The following is a 16,725-nucleotide window of genomic DNA, read 5'->3' as shown; positions in this document are numbered from 1 at the left end:
CGCCACGCCAGACACGATACGGAATACCGCTTGATCCTCCGCCGCTCCGCCTCAACCCGCGCTCCCGCCCAGGCCCCCGACCCGGCCCTGCGCGGCACCCGCCCCAGCCTCCTTGCCCTGCTCGCCGCCGCGCTGGCCGGCGCGTCCAGCCTGCTGTCGTTCGAACCGTTCGGCTGGTGGCCCGTACAGTTCCTGGCGCTGGCCTGGCTGTTCTACCAGGTCGGCATGGGTAGCTCGGTGCGCCGCGCGACCCTGCTGGGCTGGGCGTTCGGCTTCGGCTGGTCGGTGGCGGGCATGCACTGGCTGTCGATCGCGCTGACGCGCTACGGCCACCTGCCGGCCGTGCTGTCGGCCATCGCGATCTGCCTGCTGGGCCTGTACATGGGCCTGTTCGGCGCCTTCGCCGCGGCGGCGTCGACCTGGCTGAGGAAGCGCTGGGCGCTGCCGGTGCCGGCCTTCCTGCTGCTGGTGTTCCCCACCTGCTGGGGCGTGTCCGAATGGCTGCGCGGCTGGGTGTTCACGGGCTTTCCCTGGGCAGCTTCCGGCTATGCGCACAACACGGCGCCGCTGGGCGGCTTCGCCCCCATCGTCGGCGTGTACGGCATCGGCGTGCTGGCCGCCGTGTGCGCGGCCTGCCTGGTGATGCTGACCCAGCGCCAGCGCATGGGGGCGCTGGCGCTGTTCGGCGTGCTGCTGGTGGCCGGCTCGCTGCTGCGCCAGGTCGAATGGACGCACGCCGTCGGCAAGCCGATCACGGTGCGCCTGCTGCAGGGCGACATCCCGCAGGACGAGAAATTCGACGCCAACCACCTCACCGGCATCCTGGTGCGCTACCGCGACATGATGACGGCCGCGCCGGCCGACCTGACGGCGGCGCCGGAGACGGCGATCCCCATCTTCCCGCAGCAGCTCCCGGCCGGCTACCTGGACATCTTCAAGGACTACGCGGCGCGCACCGGCACGTCCTTCCTGTACGGGATCCCGCTGGCCGACAGCCAGACCGCCTACGCCAACAGCGTGGCCGGCATCGGTCCGCAGGGGCAGGCCTACCGCTTCGACAAGCACCACCTGGTGCCGTTCGGCGAATTCATCCCGACGGGCTTCCGCTGGTTCACGAACATGATGCAGATCCCGCTGGGCGACTTCACGCGCGGCCCGGCCGTGCAGGCGCCGTTCCCCGTCAAGGACCAGCTGGTGCTGCCCAACGTCTGCTACGAGGACGTGTTCGGCGAAGAGATCGCGAAGAACCTGCGCGCAGCGCCACGCCCGGCCACGCTGCTGCTGAACGTGTCGAACCTCGCCTGGTACGGCGAATCGACGGCGATCCCGCAGCACCTGCAGATCTCGCGCATGCGCTCCCTCGAAACGGGACGCCCGATGCTGCGCGCAACCAATAACGGCGCCACCGCCATCATCGACGGCCGCGGCAACGTCGTGCAGCAGATCCCGTTCTACCGGCAGGGCGTGCTGGCGGCCAGCGTGCAGGGCATGGGCGGCGCCACGCCGTACATCCGCTTCGGCAACCTGCTGTTCCTGGGCCTGGGTGCGCTGCTGCTGGCCGGCGCCTGGTTCGCCGGCCGCCGGCGCCGCGGGGGGCCGGGGAGCAGCGCCGATAAAACCGCCTGAGCCCTTCCCTTCGGCGCTGTTCATGAGTAAAGTCTGCCGAAGAAAACTCGTCCAAAAACCGGGCGCTGCGAGATTCGTTTCGAAGCACCCGGCAAAAACCGCTAAAATTGGTGTTTTAGCAAACTCACCGTGTTCGCGCGCCGCGCGCGCGCAGCCACCAGCTCCAAGCCGATAAGATGCTTACTTTCCAACAAATCATCCTGACCCTGCAGACCTACTGGGACAAGCAGGGTTGCGCCCTGCTCCAGCCCTACGACATGGAAGTCGGCGCGGGTACCTTCCACACCGGCACCTTCCTGCGCGCGATCGGCCCGGAGCCGTGGCGCGCCGCCTACGTGCAGCCGTCGCGCCGCCCCAAGGACGGCCGCTACGGCGAGAACCCGAACCGCCTGCAGCACTACTACCAGTACCAGGTCGTCCTGAAACCGGCGCCGGAAAACATCCTCGACCTCTACCTCGGCTCCCTGGAGGCGCTGGGCCTGGACCTGAAGAAGAACGACGTGCGCTTCGTCGAGGACGACTGGGAAAGCCCGACGCTGGGCGCCTGGGGCCTGGGCTGGGAAGTCTGGCTGAACGGCATGGAAGTCACCCAGTTCACCTACTTCCAGCAGGTCGGCGGCCTCGATTGCAAGCCCGTGCTGGGCGAGATCACCTACGGCATCGAACGCCTGGCGATGTACCTGCAGGGCGTGGAAAACGTCTACGACCTGGTGTGGACGGAGTGGGAAGAGAACGGCGTGAAGAAGTCCCTCAGCTACGGCGACGTGTTCCACCAGAACGAGGTCGAGCAGTCGACCTACAACTTCGAGCACTCGAACACGGAGCTGCTGTTCCAGGCCTTCAACAACCACGAGAGCGAAGCCAAGCGCCTGATCGAGCTGGCCCTGACGCTGCCGGCCTACGAGCAGATCATGAAGGCCTCGCACAGCTTTAACCTGCTCGATGCGCGCGGCGCCATCTCCGTCACCGAGCGCGCCGCCTACATCGGCCGCGTGCGCACGCTGTCGCGCCTGGTCGCCCAGGCCTATTACGACTCGCGCGAGAAGCTCGGCTTCCCGATGCTGCCCGCATCGGAACAACCTTCCGCACAAGCCGCCTGAGCCCAGAACAGAAAATAGAACAACCATGAATCAGACTTTACTCGTCGAGCTGCAGACCGAAGAGCTGCCGCCGAAAGCCCTCGTGAAACTGGGCGCCGCCTTCGCGGGCGGCATCGCCAACGGCCTGAAGGCGCGCGACTTCCTCGACGCCGACAGCGTCGTCACCACCTATGCGACCCCGCGCCGCCTGGCCGTGTCGATCACCAGGGTACGCGCCACCTCGCCGGACAAATCGATCCGCGAAAAAGTGCTGCCGGTGACCGTCGCCCTGGACAAGGACGGCAACCCGACCGCGCCGCTGGCCAAGAAGCTGGCCGCGCTGGGCTTCCCGGATCTCCAGGTCGCGGACCTCGAACGCGCCCAGGACGGCAAGGCCGAGAGCTTCTTCCACACCTATACCGCCCCCGGTTCGCAGCTGGCCGCCGGCCTGCAGCCCGTGCTCGAAGAGGCGGTCGCCAAGCTGCCGATCCCGAAGGTGATGAGCTACCAGCGCCCGGACGGCGCCACCGTGCAGTTCGTGCGCCCCGTGCACTCGCTGCTGGCGCTGCACGGCGACGCCGTCGTGCCGCTGACGCTGCTGGGCCTGTCGTCCGGCCGCGGCACGCTGGGCCACCGCTTCCTGTCGAACGGCCAGCCCTTCGACATCCCCCATGCGGACGACTATGCCGCGCTGCTGAAGGACACGGGCAAGGTCGTCGCCAATGCCGAGGAGCGCAAGGAATCGATCCGCACCCAGTTGCTGGCCAAGGCCGGCGCGGACCAGGTGCTGATGCCGGAATCGCTGCTGGACGAAGTGGCGGCCCTGGTCGAATGGCCGGTGGTGTACGAGTGCCGGTTCGAGGAGACTTTCCTCTCCGTGCCGCAGGAATGCCTGATCCTGACCATGCAGACCAACCAGAAATACTTCGCCCTGACGGATAGCGCCGGCAAGCTGCGCTCGCGCTTCCTGATCGTCTCGAACCTGCAGACCGACGATCCGTCCGCCATCGTCGGCGGCAACGAGCGCGTCGTGCGCCCGCGCCTGTCGGACGCCAAGTTCTTCTTCGAGCAGGACAAGAAGAAGTCGCTGGAGTCGCGCGTTCCCCAGCTGGCCAACGTGGTCTACCACAACAAGCTGGGCACCCAGCTCGAACGCACGCAGCGCGTGACGCGCCTGGCCGGCGCCATCGCCAGGCGCCTCGGCTACGACGTGCTGCTGGCCGAGCGCGGCGCCCAGCTGGCCAAGGCCGACCTGCTGACCGACATGGTCGGCGAGTTCCCCGAGCTGCAGGGCATCATGGGCACCTATTACGCCCGCAACGACGGCGAGCACGAGGAAGTCGCGCTGGCCGCCTCCGAACACTACCAGCCGCGCTTCTCGGGCGACGCGCTGCCGTCGACGAACACCGGCCTGGCCGTGGCGCTGGCGGACAAGCTGGAAACCCTGGTCGGCATCTGGTCGATCGGCCTGCAGCCGACCGGCGAGAAGGACCCGTTCGCGCTGCGCCGCCACGCGCTGGGCGTGATGCGCATGCTGGTGGAAAAGCGCCTGCCGCTGGGCATCGACGAATTGCTGGCCGACGCCGCCGCGACGTTCGACACCGTGCCCGCCTTCAAGGATCCGGGCGCGGAAGTGAAGGCCTTCATGCTGGACCGCGTGCGCGGCCTGCTGCGCGACCGCGGCTTCTCGCCGAACGAAGTGGAAGCCGTGCTGGCCCAGGATCCGGACCGCGTCGACGACGTGGTGCAGCGCCTGGAAGCCGTGCAGGCCTTCGCCGCGCTGCCGGAATCCAGCTCGCTGGCCGCCGCCAACAAGCGCATCTCGAACATCCTCAAGAAGAACGAGGAAGCCCTGGCCCAAGCTGGTTCGGTCGATGCCGCCCTGCTGCAGGACGAGGCCGAGAAGAAGCTGCATGCGAGCGTGCTGCGCGTGCAGCCCGAGGTCGATGCCGCCTTCGCGCGCGGCGACTTCACCGGCACCCTGAAGACGCTGGCCCAGCTGCGCGACGACGTCGACGCCTTCTTCAACGACGTGATGGTGATGGCCGAAGACGTCAGGCTGCGCAACAACCGCCTGGCCCTGCTGGCCATCCTGCACCGCATGATGAACCGCGTGGCCGACATCTCCAAGCTGGCGGCATGAGGCAGGCGCGATGAAGCTGATCATCCTCGACCGCGACGGCGTCATCAACCACGACTCGCCCGAGTTCATCAAGTCGCCCGCCGAGTGGATCCCGATCCCGGGGTCGCTCGAGGCGATCGCGCGCCTGAACCAGGCGGGCTACCGCGTGGTCATCGCATCGAACCAGTCGGGCATCGCGCGCGAACTGTTCGACATGACCACGCTGAACGCCATCCACCAGAAGATGCACGGCGCCGCCCAGCTGGTCGGCGCGGACATCGACGCGATCTTCTTCTGCCCGCACGCGGCCATCGACAACTGCGACTGCAGGAAGCCGAAGGCCGGGATGTTCGAGGAGATCAGCAAGCGCTTCAAGCTCAGCCTGAAGGGCGTGCCGACCGTGGGCGACTCGCTGCGCGACCTGCAGGCCGGCTTCATCAGCGGCTGCCTGCCCTACCTGGTCCTGACCGGCAAGGGCCAGAAGACCTTCGAGACCGGCGGCCTGCCGCCCGGCACCCAGGTCTTCCCCGACCTCGCCGCAATGGTCGACGCCTTCCTGAAAACCGCCCCCAGCCCCGCCCCGGCCAACGCATGACCGCTACCACCCATACCGCCGTACCGGAGACTTCGTCCTTGCAAAACGCCTTACTGTTCCTGCGCTCCCTGCTGTTTACCGTCGTCATGGCGGTTGCCACCGTCGTCTGGGCCTGCGTCTGCTTCCTGGCGGCGCCCTTCCCGTACAACACGCGCTTCTGGGTCACGTCGCGCTGGAACGTGTTCGTGATCTGGTGCGCACGCGTCATCTGCGGCATCCGCTACGAGGTCCGCGGCTACGACAACCTCCCCGCGCAGCCGGCGATCCTGCTGTCGAAGCACCAGTCGGCCTGGGAAACCATCTTCATGCTGCCGAACATGCGCCGGCCGCTGGTGTACGTCTTCAAGAAGGAAATCCTGTACATCCCCTTCTTCGGCTGGGGCATGGCCCTGCTGCGCATGATCCCGATCGACCGCAGCAAGGGCAAGCGCGCCTTCGCCCACGTGGTCAGGATCGGCAAGAGCCGCCTTGCGGACGGCCAGTCGATCATCATGTTCCCGGAAGGGACGCGCATCCCTGTTGGCGAAAAAGGACAGTACAAGAGCGGCGGTTCGCGCCTGGCGATCGAAACGGGTGCCAGCGTCGTGCCGATCGCGCATAATTCGGGAGAGTGCTGGCCGAAGAATTCCTTCATCAAGCGCCCGGGCTTGATCACCGTCTCGATCGGCAAGCCGATATCGCCGGAACACCATACCGCCGACACCCTGATGCAAGAGGTCGAAAATTGGATAGAATCGGAAATGCGCGTCATTTCGCCCCACGCCTACAAAGGTATCTGAACGAATTGGGCGCGCTCGCCAAAGCATCTCCGACGCCGCCCACCATGACCTCCCCCAAGACCGACGCGCAACAGCTGGAGCTGTTCGCCCAGTTCGCGGCGCTCGCGCCCTCCGCCGCCGACGCCCCGCAAGCCCCCGCGGCCGCACCGAAATCCGTGCCGCCGGCGCCCCTGTTCAAGGCGCCGCCGGTGCCCACCCGCACCCTGCCCGTGCCGCCGGTCGGTCCGAACGATCCGCCGCTGCGCACGATCCAGCTCGGATCGCACACGGTGCACTACGTGCTGCGCCGCTCCTCGCGCCGTTCCTACGGCTTCATGATCGACGACGACGGCCTGCGCGTGACGGTTCCCAACCGCGCCGTGCTGGCCGACATCGACAGCGCCATCCGCGCCAAGCAGCGCTGGATCCTGACCAAGCTGTTCGAGCGCAGCGAGCGCCACGTGCAGCGCGAAGGCCGCGCGCCCGTCGAATGGGTCGACGGCGCCAAGCTGCCCTACCTGGGCCAGGACATCGTGCTGCGCCTCGCGCCGGCCGAGCGCAGCCGCTGCGTCTACGACGCGGACAGCCGCACGCTGGAACTGGGCGTGACGCCCGGTCTCACGGAGTGGCAGATCCGCGAGCGCGTCAAGCGCTGGTTCCAGGACGAGGCCCGGCGCCTGTTCGGCGAACGCCTGGACCTGTATGCGCCGCAAGTCGGCGTGCAGTACAACAGCTATGCGATTTCCTCGGCCGGCACGCGCTGGGGCTCGTGCACGGTGGCCGGCAACATCCGCCTGAACTGGAAGCTGGTGCACTACCCGCTGGCGCTGCTGGACTACGTGGTCGTGCACGAACTGGCGCACCTGCGCGAGATGAACCACAGCCCGCGCTTCTGGGCCGTGGTGGAATCGGTGTTCCCGGACTACGACGGGGCCAAGGCGGCCCTGCGCAAGCGGTCGATCGAGATGCCGGTGCTGTTCCCGGAGTAGGGTGGACGGCGTCGCCGTCCACGCGTTCAACGCACGTTTGAACACCGCGGTGCCGATTGCGGGTGCGGCGAATCAGGTGGCGGGTATCACCGCGTGGACGGGAGACCCGTCCACCCTGCCTGCAATGCGCGTGCTACGAAGCGCGGAATTGCAGCTCGCCCGCCGCGCGCGCATCCGCGATCCCGCGCATCGCGCTGACCTCGTCCTTGCTCAGGCAGCGGAACGGGATCGGCAGCGTGCCGCGCTTCAGGACCATCATGAAACCCTTCGAATAGGTGCGGATGCGCTGCACGTCGTCCCAGCCGATCAGGCTCACGCCCGTGTCGCTGGTGCGCACGATGCCGTGCTGGTCGATCTGGAATTCGTAGGTGCGGCGCCCGCGCCGCAGCAGCACGAAGTGCATGGCCGCCGACAGCGTGGTCTTCAGGCGCAGGTACAGGCTCATCGGCCAGCGGATGTGGCGGCGCCGGATCAGGTAGCCGCCGTGCTCCCACATGAAACCCGTGTATTCGCCGAGCGTGTAGCGCACCCAGAAATGCAGGTTGTACAAGGCGGCGGGGGGATGCACGACGGGGATCGAGGCCGCCGGCATGGCGTCGGCGCCGAGATCGCTCGTATCGGGCTGGTCCATGAGGGCCGTCCCGCCATCCGCGTTGCCGCCCGCTCGCGTGCGATTAGACCACAACATGCGCATCCCCTTTCGTTTCTTAAGCTAAAGGGAATGGTAACAAAACCTAGTCGATAATCCGTTGCAAGAGTTCAACAGTGCGCACGGTCGCGCCGCGGTGGTGGGCGGCGAAAGCGAGCGCCCGCTCTCCCATCGCGGCGCGCGCGCCGCCGTCCTCCAGCAAGCGCGCCGCCTCCCGCATCAGGGCCGGCGCATCCTGCACGCGCAACGCGCCGCCGGCGGCGATCGCTTCCTCGGTCGCCTGCAGGAAGTTGAACGTGTGTTCGCCCACCAGCACCGGCTTGCCGACGGCGGCCGCCTCGATCAGGTTCTGGCCGCCCAGCGGCATCAGGCTGCCGCCGATGAAGGCGCAGTCGCAGGCCGCATAGTAGGCGAACATCTCGCCCATCGAGTCGCCCAGCAGCACGTCGGCCGTCACCGCGCTCGTTTCTTCCAGGTTCAGCGCGGAACGGCGCGCCAGGCTCAGGCCCCGCTCCTCCACCATGCGCGCGACCTCGTCGAAGCGCTGCGGATGGCGCGGCACCAGCAGCAGGAGCATGCCCGCGGGGCGGTCCGGCAATGCCGTGAAGGCGTTCAGGATCAGCGCTTCTTCGCCCTCGCGCGTCGAGGCGCACAGGAACACGGGACGGCCCGCGCAGCGCGCGCGCAGCAAGGCGCCCGTTTGCAGCGCCGCCTCGGGCGGCACCACGTCGAACTTGATGCTGCCGGTGACCGTCACGTTCGGCGCGCCCAGCGAGGCGATGCGCCGGGCATCCGCGTCGGTCTGGGCGGCGACCAGCGCAATCGCGCGCGCCGCTTCCATCATGATGCCGCCGAAGCGCTGGCCGCGCCGCAGCGAGCGCTCGGACAGGCGCGCGTTCACCAGCGCCACCGGCACCCGATGGCGCGCGCAGGCGCGGATCAGGTTCGGCCACACTTCCGTCTCCATCAGGATGCAGGCGCGCGGCGCGAAATGGCGCAGGAACCTGCCGACCATGAAGCCCGTGTCGTAAGGCAGGTAGGATTGCACGATGCGTTCGCCATGCCTGGCGAACAAGGCCTTGCCGGTGGCGCGGCCCGTCGGCGTCATGTGGGTCAGCAGGATGCGGTGGCCCGGATAGGCGGCCAGCAGCGCGTCGACCAGCGGTTCGGCCGCGCGCGTCTCGCCCACCGACACGGCGTGCAGCATGATGAAGGGACCGCCCGCTGCGACACGGCCATGCAGGCCGAGGCGTTCGCCGACGTGCATGCGGTAGCCCGGTTCGGCCCGCCCGCGCCACCACAGGCGGCCCAGCACCAGCGGCAGCGCCAGCCACCACATCAGGGAATACAGCAAACGCATCAAGCGGTCTCCAGCAGGCGCCGGGCGGCGGCCAGCACGGCAGCGGTATCCGGCGCGGCGCCCGTGTCGCCCAGGTTGACGATGCGCGGCGACCAGTTGCCCTCGGTCTTCCAGCGCGGCGAATCGACGTAGATCTCGACCGTCGGCGTCAGGAAGGCGGCGGCGATGTGGGTCAGGCCCGTGTCGACGCCGACGGCCAGCGCCGCATGGCGCGCCAGTTCCACGGCGTCCATCATCGACAGCTTCGGCAGCACGGCCGCATTCGGCAGCGCGGCGGCCAGGAAGGCGGCATCCTCTTTTTCGCGCAGCGAGCCCCAGGGCAGCAGCACGGGCAGCGGCGCCAGTGCCCGGCCCAGGGCGATCCAGTCGGCCGGCGGCCATTTCTTGGCGTCGCGCGCCGTCCCGTGGAAGAACACGGCATACGGGCCTGCGGGCATCCAGGGCTTGCGCCCGGAGGCATCGGGCGCCGGCAGGCCGAAGTCCGGCGCCGTGTCGACCGTGTAGCCCAGCGCCGCGGCCACCACCTGGCGCCCGCGCGCCACCGCATGGGTGCGCGGTGCGACGGGGATGCTGCGGCTATGGAAGACGCGCGAAATGCCCTCGTAGCCCGAATCCTCGGTGCCGTTGGCCAGGCCGATCTTCTGGCCGCCCGGCTTGACGCGCGCGCAGGCCATCACGATGCCGGTCTTGATCAGGCCCTGGGTGTCGAACACGTAGTCGTAGCGTTCGGCGCGCAGGTCGCGGAAGAAGCCGCGCAGCTCGGCGCGCACGTCCGCCTTGCCCAGGCCCTTCCTCCAGCGGCGCAGCGCGATCGGGATCACCTTGCGCACGTGGGGATTGAGCTTCACGAGGCTGACATAGGCCTCCTCCACCACCCAGTCGACCTGGGCCTGCGGGTGGTGGCGCAGGATGTCTGCCACGATCGGCAGGTTGTGCAGCACGTCGCCCAGGGACGACAGCCGCACCAGCAGGATCTTCAACGGCGGACCTCAGAACGGCAGTTCGGCATCCGGCTTGGCGGCGCGGATCACGCGGGCAAACTCACCCTGGATGCGCGCGAGGGCTTCCGGAGTCTCGCCTTCGAAGCGCAGCACGACGACCGGGGTCGTGTTCGAGCCGCGCGCCAGGCCGAAGCCGTCCGGGTACTCGACGCGCAGGCCGTCGATGTCGTTGATGCGCTCGGAACCGGGGAAGGTCGCTTCGCGGCGCAGCTTGTCGATCAGCGCGAAGTTCTCGCCTTCCTGCAGGTGCAGGTGCAGCTCCGGGGTGCTCGAGGCGATCGGCAGGGAGTTCAGCAGCGCCGACGGGTCGGCCACCTTCGTCAGGATCTCCAGCAGGCGCGCGCCCGTGTACAGGCCGTCGTCGAAGCCGAACCAGCGGTCCTTCCAGAAGATGTGGCCGCTCATTTCGCCGCCCAGCGGGGCGCCGGTTTCCTTCAGCTTGGCCTTGACCAGCGAATGGCCCGTCTTCCACATCAGCGGACGGCCGCCATGCTGCTCGATCCAGGGACCGAGGTGGCGCGTGCACTTGACGTCGTACAGGATCTCGGCGCCCGGGTTGCGCGACAGGACGTCGGCGGCAAACAGCATCATCTGGCGGTCCGGGAAGATGATCTGGCCATCCTTGGTGACGACACCCAGGCGGTCGCCGTCGCCGTCGAAGGCCAGGCCGATCTCGGCGTCGCTGGTGCGCACGGCTTCGATCAGGTCCTGCAGGTTTTCCGGGTGGGCCGGATCCGGGTGGTGGTTCGGGAAGTGGCCGTCCACCTCGCAGAACAGTTCGATGACGTCGCAGCCCATCGCGCGGAACAGGTCGCCCGCAAAGGCGCCGGCCACGCCGTTGCCGGCATCGACGGCGATCTTGATCGGACGGGCGATCTTGACGTCCGCGGCGATGCGTTCGATGTAGGCGTCCTTGATGTCATGGGTCGAATACTTGCCCGCGGCGGCGGCCGGCTGGAAGTCGCCGCGCTCGATGGCCGCGTGCAGGCCCAGGATGGCGTCGCCGTAGATCGCGTCGCCCGCCAGCACCATCTTGAAGCCGTTGTAGTCCGGCGGATTATGGCTGCCGGTGACCATGATGCCCGAACGCGCTTCCAGCACATTGGTGGCGAAGTACACCATCGGGGTCGCGACCATGCCCAGGTCGATCACGTCGACACCCGCTTCCTGCAGGCCGGCGGCCAGGGCCTCGGCCAGGCCCGGGCCGGACAGGCGGCCGTCGCGGCCGATGACGACGGTGCGCTCGCCCTTGGCCAGCGCGGCGGCGCCGAAGGCCTGGCCGATCTTGCGCGCGATGCCGGCGTCCAGCGTCTTGTCGATCACACCGCGGATGTCATAAGCCTTGAAAATCGTTTTCGAGAGAGGGACCATGGAATTTACCTTGATGGCTGCACGGACGGCGCTCACGCGGCGTCGCGGGCGTGATGGAAAGGATGATAAAAAGGCTATTGTAGCGGCAAGCCGGAGCGATGGGAATTTCATGCGTGCATTAGTGCATCTGCATGAGATTCGCATTGGACGGAAATCGAAACAAGGGAAAAACGGTCGGGAACGGCGAACGCATTCCACGAAAATGGCGCAAACCAGACGCGGACATCAGAAGCGGCGCATCGCGTCAATGCAGCCGGGCGGCCGGAGCCGCCCGCCGGAAGCAGCGCGCGCTTCCGGACGAATCGGCTGGAATCGAATCAGACGCGCAGCTGGTCGATCGATTTACCGCCTTCGACCCATTCCTTGACCCATTTCGGCTGGCGGCCGCGGCCGGTCCACTGCTGCGATGCATCGTCCGGGTGGCGATAACGGACGGCGACCGAACCGGTGCCGCCTGCCGCCGCCTTGGCGCCGCGGCCGGAAGCGATCAAGTCTTTCAGCGGAACGCCGACGCTTTGCGCGATAGCCAGGATCTGCTCGCGTGCCTTTTGCACTTCCTGATGCTCACGCTTCTTCATTTCCTGCTTGATCTGCTCCTGCAGGTTACGCAAATCGCCCAAGGACATATTCGACAGATCCATCTCGATTCCTTATAAGTAGTTTAAAAACGAATTTTATCCAATTCTCACCAATTGTCGCAATATACACCATCCAGGATTTTTTGTTAGTCTTTCTTGTGCCAAATGAGCCAGCGTGGCGACTTGAATCGAACAATACGCGCGTAAAGCCACACGTAACTGATAATGAACAACAAACAGAAGAATATCAAGACTTCCGTATTCCGCCAGAACACGGTTGCAGGAATAACCGCGGTAAGCGAAAACAGCCACAAGTAAGGCGAGGTGCGCGCATTCCGTTTCATCAGTGCGCGCGCCTCCTTGCGCCCTACCGTCCATTGTGCGATCCGGCGGAAAATCAGGCTGTGCAGGTGAATTCCGTCGGGCATGGTCGGCGATTTCCCGCGCACGAACATTCGACGGTAAACGGAAAATATGGTTTCGAATGCCGGATAAATCAGCAGCAATGCCGCATACCAGGTCGATACCTGGGGATTGCGCATCACCAGCAGCAGCGCCAGTTCGCCCAGCATGAAGCCGATGAAATAGGCGCCGCCGTCGCCGAGGAAAATCAGGCCCGCCGGGTAATTCCAGATCAGGAAACCGGCGGTCGCGCCCGCCACCGTCAGGGCCGACACCAGCACGAACATGTCGCCCACCTGCCAGCCGACATAGGCCAGCGACAGCAGCATGAAGATCGTGACCACGCTGGCCAGGCCATTGAAGCCGTCGATGATATTCACGGCATTCGCGATGCCGGCCACCGCCAGCACCGTCAGCGGCAATACCAGCCAGAGCGAATCGAGGTGCCAGCTGACAAACGGCATGTCCAGGCGTGCGATTTTCGCATCCAGCACCAGATAACCGAGCACGGCCGCAGCCATCGTCAGCACCAGGCGCCGCGACGGCCTGACGGTGCCCGTATAGTCTTCCACGATACCGCCGCCAAAAGCGATCGACGAACATGCGAGCAGCGCCGCCAGCCAATAACCAAGGCTGGGCTCGCGCAACACCGATATACAGGCGGTCAGCGTCACGGCCAGGAAAATCGGTAATCCGCCGATACGCGCGACTGCGTGCTGATGCACCTTTTGAACGCCGCCGAAATTACTGTCGAGGGCGGGTCCATGTAATTTCGCATGCTTGATGACCAGCAGGGTCAGCAATGCAGACGCCACGAAGCTCACGAGGAAAGAAAACATTTATTATTCTTTGAATGCAATAGCCGTGTGGCTGGATGGGCCATGCCGGTGAATAGGCAAAGCACTTTTCGATTCGATTGGCGCGCAGCTCGGCCATTGTACCGGCGCATTGTACTAGATGACGTGCCGGGCCCGAAGCCAGGCCGTTTACCTGGCTCACACCGATCCGATTGACAAACCGGGAATTGTCCGCGCGGCGATCGTGAACAGCGAGACAATTTACATTTAGAAATGAACGTTCAGGCCGGCGAATCCTTCGCCACGGCCGGCGCGGTATCATTCCCCGAAAGGCGCATTCGCGCGCAATGGAAAATAGACGATGAAAACCTATGTGATTGGCGACCTGCAGGGTTGCGCCCATGAAGCGGGCCTGCTGCTCGACCGTATCGATGCCGACGCCCGCGGCGACGCCCGCATCCTGTTCGTCGGCGACCTGATCAATCGCGGCCCGGAATCGCTGGAAGCGCTGCGGCGCATGAAGACGCTGTCCGACACGAGCGGCGGCCGCGTCGACGCCCTGCTCGGCAACCACGACCTGCACCTGCTGGCGGTGGCCGCCGGCGTCCAGAAGGCGAGCCGCTCGGACACGCTGGACGAGATCCTGGCCGCCCCCGACCGCGCCGCCCTGATCGAATGGCTGCGCCGGCGGCCGCTGGCCATGTTCGTGGATGCCCATTTGCTCGTGCATGCGGGCGTGGCGCCGCAGTGGGATGCGGCCCGGACGATGGCGCTGGCCGCCGAGGTCGAGACGGAGCTGCGCAGCGAGCGCTGGGTCGATTTCCTGGGCCAGATGTACGGCAACGAGCCGGACCGCTGGGACGACGGCTTGACCGGCATCGCGCGCCTGCGCTGCATCGTCAACGCCCTCACCCGCATGCGCCTGTGCTGGCCGGACGGCAGGATGGACTTCGCGCACAAGGAAAGCGACAAGGGACCGGAAGGCAGCGGCCTGGCGCCCTGGTTCGACCTGCCGGACCGGAAGACGAACGACGTGACCGTCGTGTTCGGGCACTGGTCGGCGCTGGGCCTGGTGCTGCGGCCCAACCTGGTGGGACTGGACAGCGGCTGCGTGTGGGGCGGCAAGCTCACGGCCGTGTGCCTGGACGACCGCTCGCTGCTGCAGGTGGATTGTCCGGAGTATCGGGAGCACGGCGGGAAGAAATAAGCTGTCCGTCACGGTGGAACGTCGTCCCTGCGAAGGCAGGGACCCAATTTCTTCCAGCGTCGTCGATACGCATGCAACATTGGACCCCTGCCTTCGCAGGGGCGACGGTTTATCGCAGCGGAGTCTCCACGGCCCCCAGCGCCACCCTGATCGCCTCCTGCGCCCGCTGCGCCAGTTCCCTGCGGTGCGTCCCCGGCCCGGCCGGGATCGGCGCCAGGCTCGCCAGCCGCGCCGTCACGGGTTCGCCGCCCAGGATGCGCAGGATGCTCTGCACGAACGTGGTATCGCCCGTGTAGTCGACCGCCGCATGCCAGCCGCCGCGCGCGTCGAGGTAGGCCAGCGCGTACGGCTGCACCGGCACCCCGGCGTCGATCGCGGCCTCGAACAGGTTGGCGTGGAACGGCAATAGCTGGCCCTGGGCCGCCACCGTCCCCTCGGGGAAGAAAGCGACGCGCTGGCGCTGGCCGAGGGCGTCGACGATGCCCTTGAAGATATGGCGCAGCTCGCGCCGGTTGCCGCGCGCGATGAAGACCGTGCCCGCCTGCGCCACCAGCCAGCCGACCACGGGCCAGGCGCGGATCTCGGCCTTGGCGACGAAGCGGCTGGGCAGCAGCGCATTGATGACGAAGATGTCGAGCCAGGAGATGTGGTTCGAGACGATCAGCGCGTGTTCCAGCGCAGGGCTGGCGTCAAGGCGCTCGACGCGCACCCGGCAGATGCCGAGCAGGCGTGCCGACCAGCGCCGCACCAGGCGCTCGCGCAAGGGCGCGCCGGCCCATGGAAAGACCAGCGCGCAGGTGGCGAGGCCCTGGACCAGGTGAATGATGACGCGCGCCAGGCGCCACGCGAGCCGAATGTTCACGAGACGGTTCCGTCGAAGGCGCCGCAAGCGCGGCGCCGTCCGGGATCAGCGTTCGAATGCGACGTGGCCGGACACGATGGTGGCCTTGACCTGCCCCGCCAGCTCGTAGCCCAGGAAAGGCGTGTGCTTGCCCTGGCTGGCCAGGTTCGAGGCCTGCACGGTCCAGCGCGCGGCGGGGTCGAACAGGACCACGTCCGCCTGCGCGCCCGGCGCCAGCGTGCCGGCGGCCAGGCCGGCCGTGCGCGCCGCGTCGATCGTGATGCGGGACAGGGCCCGTGCCAGCGCATCCTTGCCGCCATGCTGCTCGTCGGCGAACTTGAGCATCAGCGCCAGCAGCAGCTCCAGGCCGGTGGCGCCGGGAGACGCCTCGGCGAACGGCAGCAGCTTTTCGTCGTCGTCGACCGGCGTGTGGTCCGAGCAGACGGCATCGACGGTGCCGTCGAGGACGGCGGCGCGGATCGCCTCGCGGTCGCGCTGGCTGCGCAGCGGCGGGGTCAGGCGCGCGTTCGGGTCGAAGAAGCCGATGTCGGCATCCGTCATGTGCAGGTGGTGCACGCCGACGTCGCAGGTGACCGGCAGGCCTTCCTTCTTGGCGGCGCGGATCAGGTCCAGCGCGGCGGCCGACGAGATGCGGCACAGGTGCACGCGCGCGCCCGATGCGCGCATCAGTTCGAAGATCGTGTGCAGGGCGATGGTCTCGGACATCACCGGCACACCCGACAGGCCCAGGCGCGAGGCCAGCGGGCCGCTCGCGGCCACGCCGCCGCGGCCGATGTGCGGATCCTGCGGGCGCAGCCAGACCGTGTAGCCGAAGGTTTTCGCGTACTGCATGGCGCGCAGCAGCACGGTGGTGTCCTCGATCGGCTCCTCGGCGTGCGAGAAGCCGATGCAACCGGCCTCGGTCAGTTCGGCCATCTCGGTCAGCGCCTTGCCCTTCAGGCCCGTGGTCAGCGCGCCCAGCGGGTGCACGTTGGCCTGGTTCAGCAGGCGCGCGCGGTGCTTGAGCATCTCGACCAGGCCCGGCTCGTCCAGCACAGGGTCGGTATCCGGCGGGCACACCAGCGTGGTCACGCCGCCCTGCACGGCCGCCTGCATCTCGGATTCCAGCGTGGCCTTGTATTCGTAGCCCGGCTCGCGCAGGCGCGCCGACAGGTCCACCAGGCCCGGCGCCACCACCAGGCCGCTCGCGTCGATGGTGCGCGCGGCCGTGAAGCCGGCCGGCGCGCTGCCCACTGCGGCGACCTTGCCGTCGGCGATGAAGAGGTCTTGCACGGCGTCGATGCCGTTGGCCGGGTCGATCACGCGGCCGTTCTTGATATGCAGATTCAT

15 protein-coding genes are annotated in these 16,725 nt (G+C 67.3%); 7 read left to right on the top strand and 8 right to left on the bottom strand.

Annotated elements, in window-relative coordinates:
• Window positions 1–30 precede the first annotated feature (30 nt).
• The 6 genes from lnt to QPK32_RS19095 all read left to right on the top strand — a co-directional run bounded on the left by lnt (window position 31) and on the right by QPK32_RS19095 (window position 7,169).
• Window positions 31–1,626 carry an apolipoprotein N-acyltransferase gene (gene lnt / locus QPK32_RS19120; protein ID WP_290414385.1) on the top strand — a complete coding sequence of 532 codons (1,596 nt, stop codon included), beginning with the start codon at window positions 31–33 and terminating at the stop codon, window positions 1,624–1,626.
• A 176-nt stretch (window positions 1,627–1,802) separates the two neighbouring features.
• On the top strand, window positions 1,803–2,726 hold the full coding sequence (gene glyQ, locus QPK32_RS19115; protein WP_290414384.1) for a glycine--tRNA ligase subunit alpha: 924 nt from the start codon (window positions 1,803–1,805) through the stop codon (window positions 2,724–2,726).
• A 25-nt stretch (window positions 2,727–2,751) separates the two neighbouring features.
• The gene (glyS, locus tag QPK32_RS19110; protein WP_290414383.1) at window positions 2,752–4,848 is read left to right on the top strand and encodes a glycine--tRNA ligase subunit beta; all 2,097 of its coding nucleotides are present in this window, start codon (window positions 2,752–2,754) and stop codon (window positions 4,846–4,848) included.
• 10 nt (window positions 4,849–4,858) lie between these two features.
• On the top strand, window positions 4,859–5,422 hold the full coding sequence (gene gmhB, locus QPK32_RS19105) for a D-glycero-beta-D-manno-heptose 1,7-bisphosphate 7-phosphatase (RefSeq protein ID WP_290414382.1): 564 nt from the start codon (window positions 4,859–4,861) through the stop codon (window positions 5,420–5,422).
• Between the two features lie 38 nt (window positions 5,423–5,460).
• Window positions 5,461–6,201, top strand: coding sequence for a 1-acyl-sn-glycerol-3-phosphate acyltransferase (locus tag QPK32_RS19100; protein WP_290414381.1), 741 nt, complete (start codon window positions 5,461–5,463; stop codon window positions 6,199–6,201).
• 44 nt (window positions 6,202–6,245) lie between these two features.
• Window positions 6,246–7,169, top strand: coding sequence for a M48 family metallopeptidase (locus tag QPK32_RS19095; RefSeq protein WP_290414380.1), 924 nt, complete (start codon window positions 6,246–6,248; stop codon window positions 7,167–7,169).
• 133 nt (window positions 7,170–7,302) lie between these two features.
• On the opposite strand, the gene QPK32_RS19090 is transcribed toward QPK32_RS19095, so the two are convergent.
• From QPK32_RS19090 to QPK32_RS19065, 6 genes are all read right to left on the bottom strand, one after another.
• Window positions 7,303–7,800: a YcxB family protein gene (locus QPK32_RS19090; protein WP_290414379.1), complete on the bottom strand. Its 498-nt coding sequence runs from the start codon at window positions 7,798–7,800 to the stop codon at window positions 7,303–7,305.
• Between the two features lie 103 nt (window positions 7,801–7,903).
• Window positions 7,904–9,178, bottom strand: coding sequence for a lipid IV(A) 3-deoxy-D-manno-octulosonic acid transferase (gene waaA, locus QPK32_RS19085; protein WP_290414430.1), 1,275 nt, complete (start codon window positions 9,176–9,178; stop codon window positions 7,904–7,906).
• Entirely contained in the window at window positions 9,178–10,158 is a 981-nt protein-coding gene (gene waaC / locus QPK32_RS19080) for a lipopolysaccharide heptosyltransferase I (RefSeq protein ID WP_290414378.1), read from the bottom strand. Before waaC ends, waaA begins: the two co-directional genes overlap by 1 nt.
• A 9-nt stretch (window positions 10,159–10,167) precedes the next feature.
• Window positions 10,168–11,550, bottom strand: a complete 1,383-nt coding sequence (locus QPK32_RS19075) for a phosphomannomutase/phosphoglucomutase (RefSeq protein ID WP_290414377.1) — start codon at window positions 11,548–11,550, stop codon at window positions 10,168–10,170.
• A 317-nt stretch (window positions 11,551–11,867) separates the two neighbouring features.
• Window positions 11,868–12,191, bottom strand: coding sequence for an H-NS histone family protein (locus tag QPK32_RS19070; RefSeq protein WP_290414376.1), 324 nt, complete (start codon window positions 12,189–12,191; stop codon window positions 11,868–11,870).
• Window positions 12,192–12,274: 83 nt separating this feature from the next.
• The gene (locus QPK32_RS19065) at window positions 12,275–13,369 is read right to left on the bottom strand and encodes a glycosyltransferase family 4 protein (protein WP_290414375.1); all 1,095 of its coding nucleotides are present in this window, start codon (window positions 13,367–13,369) and stop codon (window positions 12,275–12,277) included.
• A 319-nt stretch (window positions 13,370–13,688) separates the two neighbouring features.
• Between QPK32_RS19065 and QPK32_RS19060 the strand changes: the two genes are divergently transcribed.
• Window positions 13,689–14,534, top strand: coding sequence for a symmetrical bis(5'-nucleosyl)-tetraphosphatase (locus QPK32_RS19060; protein ID WP_290414374.1), 846 nt, complete (start codon window positions 13,689–13,691; stop codon window positions 14,532–14,534).
• Window positions 14,535–14,643: 109 nt separating this feature from the next.
• Here the strand turns inward: QPK32_RS19060 and QPK32_RS19055 are convergent, their stop codons facing one another.
• Both QPK32_RS19055 and QPK32_RS19050 read right to left on the bottom strand, forming a co-directional pair.
• Window positions 14,644–15,396: a lysophospholipid acyltransferase family protein gene (locus QPK32_RS19055; protein WP_290414373.1), complete on the bottom strand. Its 753-nt coding sequence runs from the start codon at window positions 15,394–15,396 to the stop codon at window positions 14,644–14,646.
• 45 nt (window positions 15,397–15,441) lie between these two features.
• Window positions 15,442–16,725: a dihydroorotase gene (locus QPK32_RS19050; RefSeq protein ID WP_290414372.1), complete on the bottom strand. Its 1,284-nt coding sequence runs from the start codon at window positions 16,723–16,725 to the stop codon at window positions 15,442–15,444.

The sequence above is a fragment of the Massilia sp. YIM B02763 genome (genome assembly GCF_030412015.1).
Lineage (GTDB): Bacteria > Pseudomonadota > Gammaproteobacteria > Burkholderiales > Burkholderiaceae_D > Telluria.
This window is presented reverse-complemented; position numbering and strand designations above follow the sequence as displayed.

Coding starts and splice junctions, on each gene's coding strand:
- glyQ (WP_290414384.1), top strand. CDS start 1,803: ATGCTTACTTTCCAACAAATCATCCTGACCCTGCAGACCTACTGGGAC.
- glyS (WP_290414383.1), top strand. CDS start 2,752: ATGAATCAGACTTTACTCGTCGAGCTGCAGACCGAAGAGCTGCCGCCG.
- gmhB (WP_290414382.1), top strand. CDS start 4,859: ATGAAGCTGATCATCCTCGACCGCGACGGCGTCATCAACCACGACTCG.
- QPK32_RS19095 (WP_290414380.1), top strand. CDS start 6,246: ATGACCTCCCCCAAGACCGACGCGCAACAGCTGGAGCTGTTCGCCCAG.
- QPK32_RS19090 (WP_290414379.1), bottom strand. CDS start 7,800: ATGGACCAGCCCGATACGAGCGATCTCGGCGCCGACGCCATGCCGGCG.
- waaA (WP_290414430.1), bottom strand. CDS start 9,178: ATGCGTTTGCTGTATTCCCTGATGTGGTGGCTGGCGCTGCCGCTGGTG.
- QPK32_RS19075 (WP_290414377.1), bottom strand. CDS start 11,550: ATGGTCCCTCTCTCGAAAACGATTTTCAAGGCTTATGACATCCGCGGT.
- QPK32_RS19070 (WP_290414376.1), bottom strand. CDS start 12,191: ATGGATCTGTCGAATATGTCCTTGGGCGATTTGCGTAACCTGCAGGAG.
- QPK32_RS19065 (WP_290414375.1), bottom strand. CDS start 13,369: ATGTTTTCTTTCCTCGTGAGCTTCGTGGCGTCTGCATTGCTGACCCTG.
- QPK32_RS19060 (WP_290414374.1), top strand. CDS start 13,689: ATGAAAACCTATGTGATTGGCGACCTGCAGGGTTGCGCCCATGAAGCG.
- QPK32_RS19050 (WP_290414372.1), bottom strand. CDS start 16,725: ATGAATCTGCATATCAAGAACGGCCGCGTGATCGACCCGGCCAACGGC.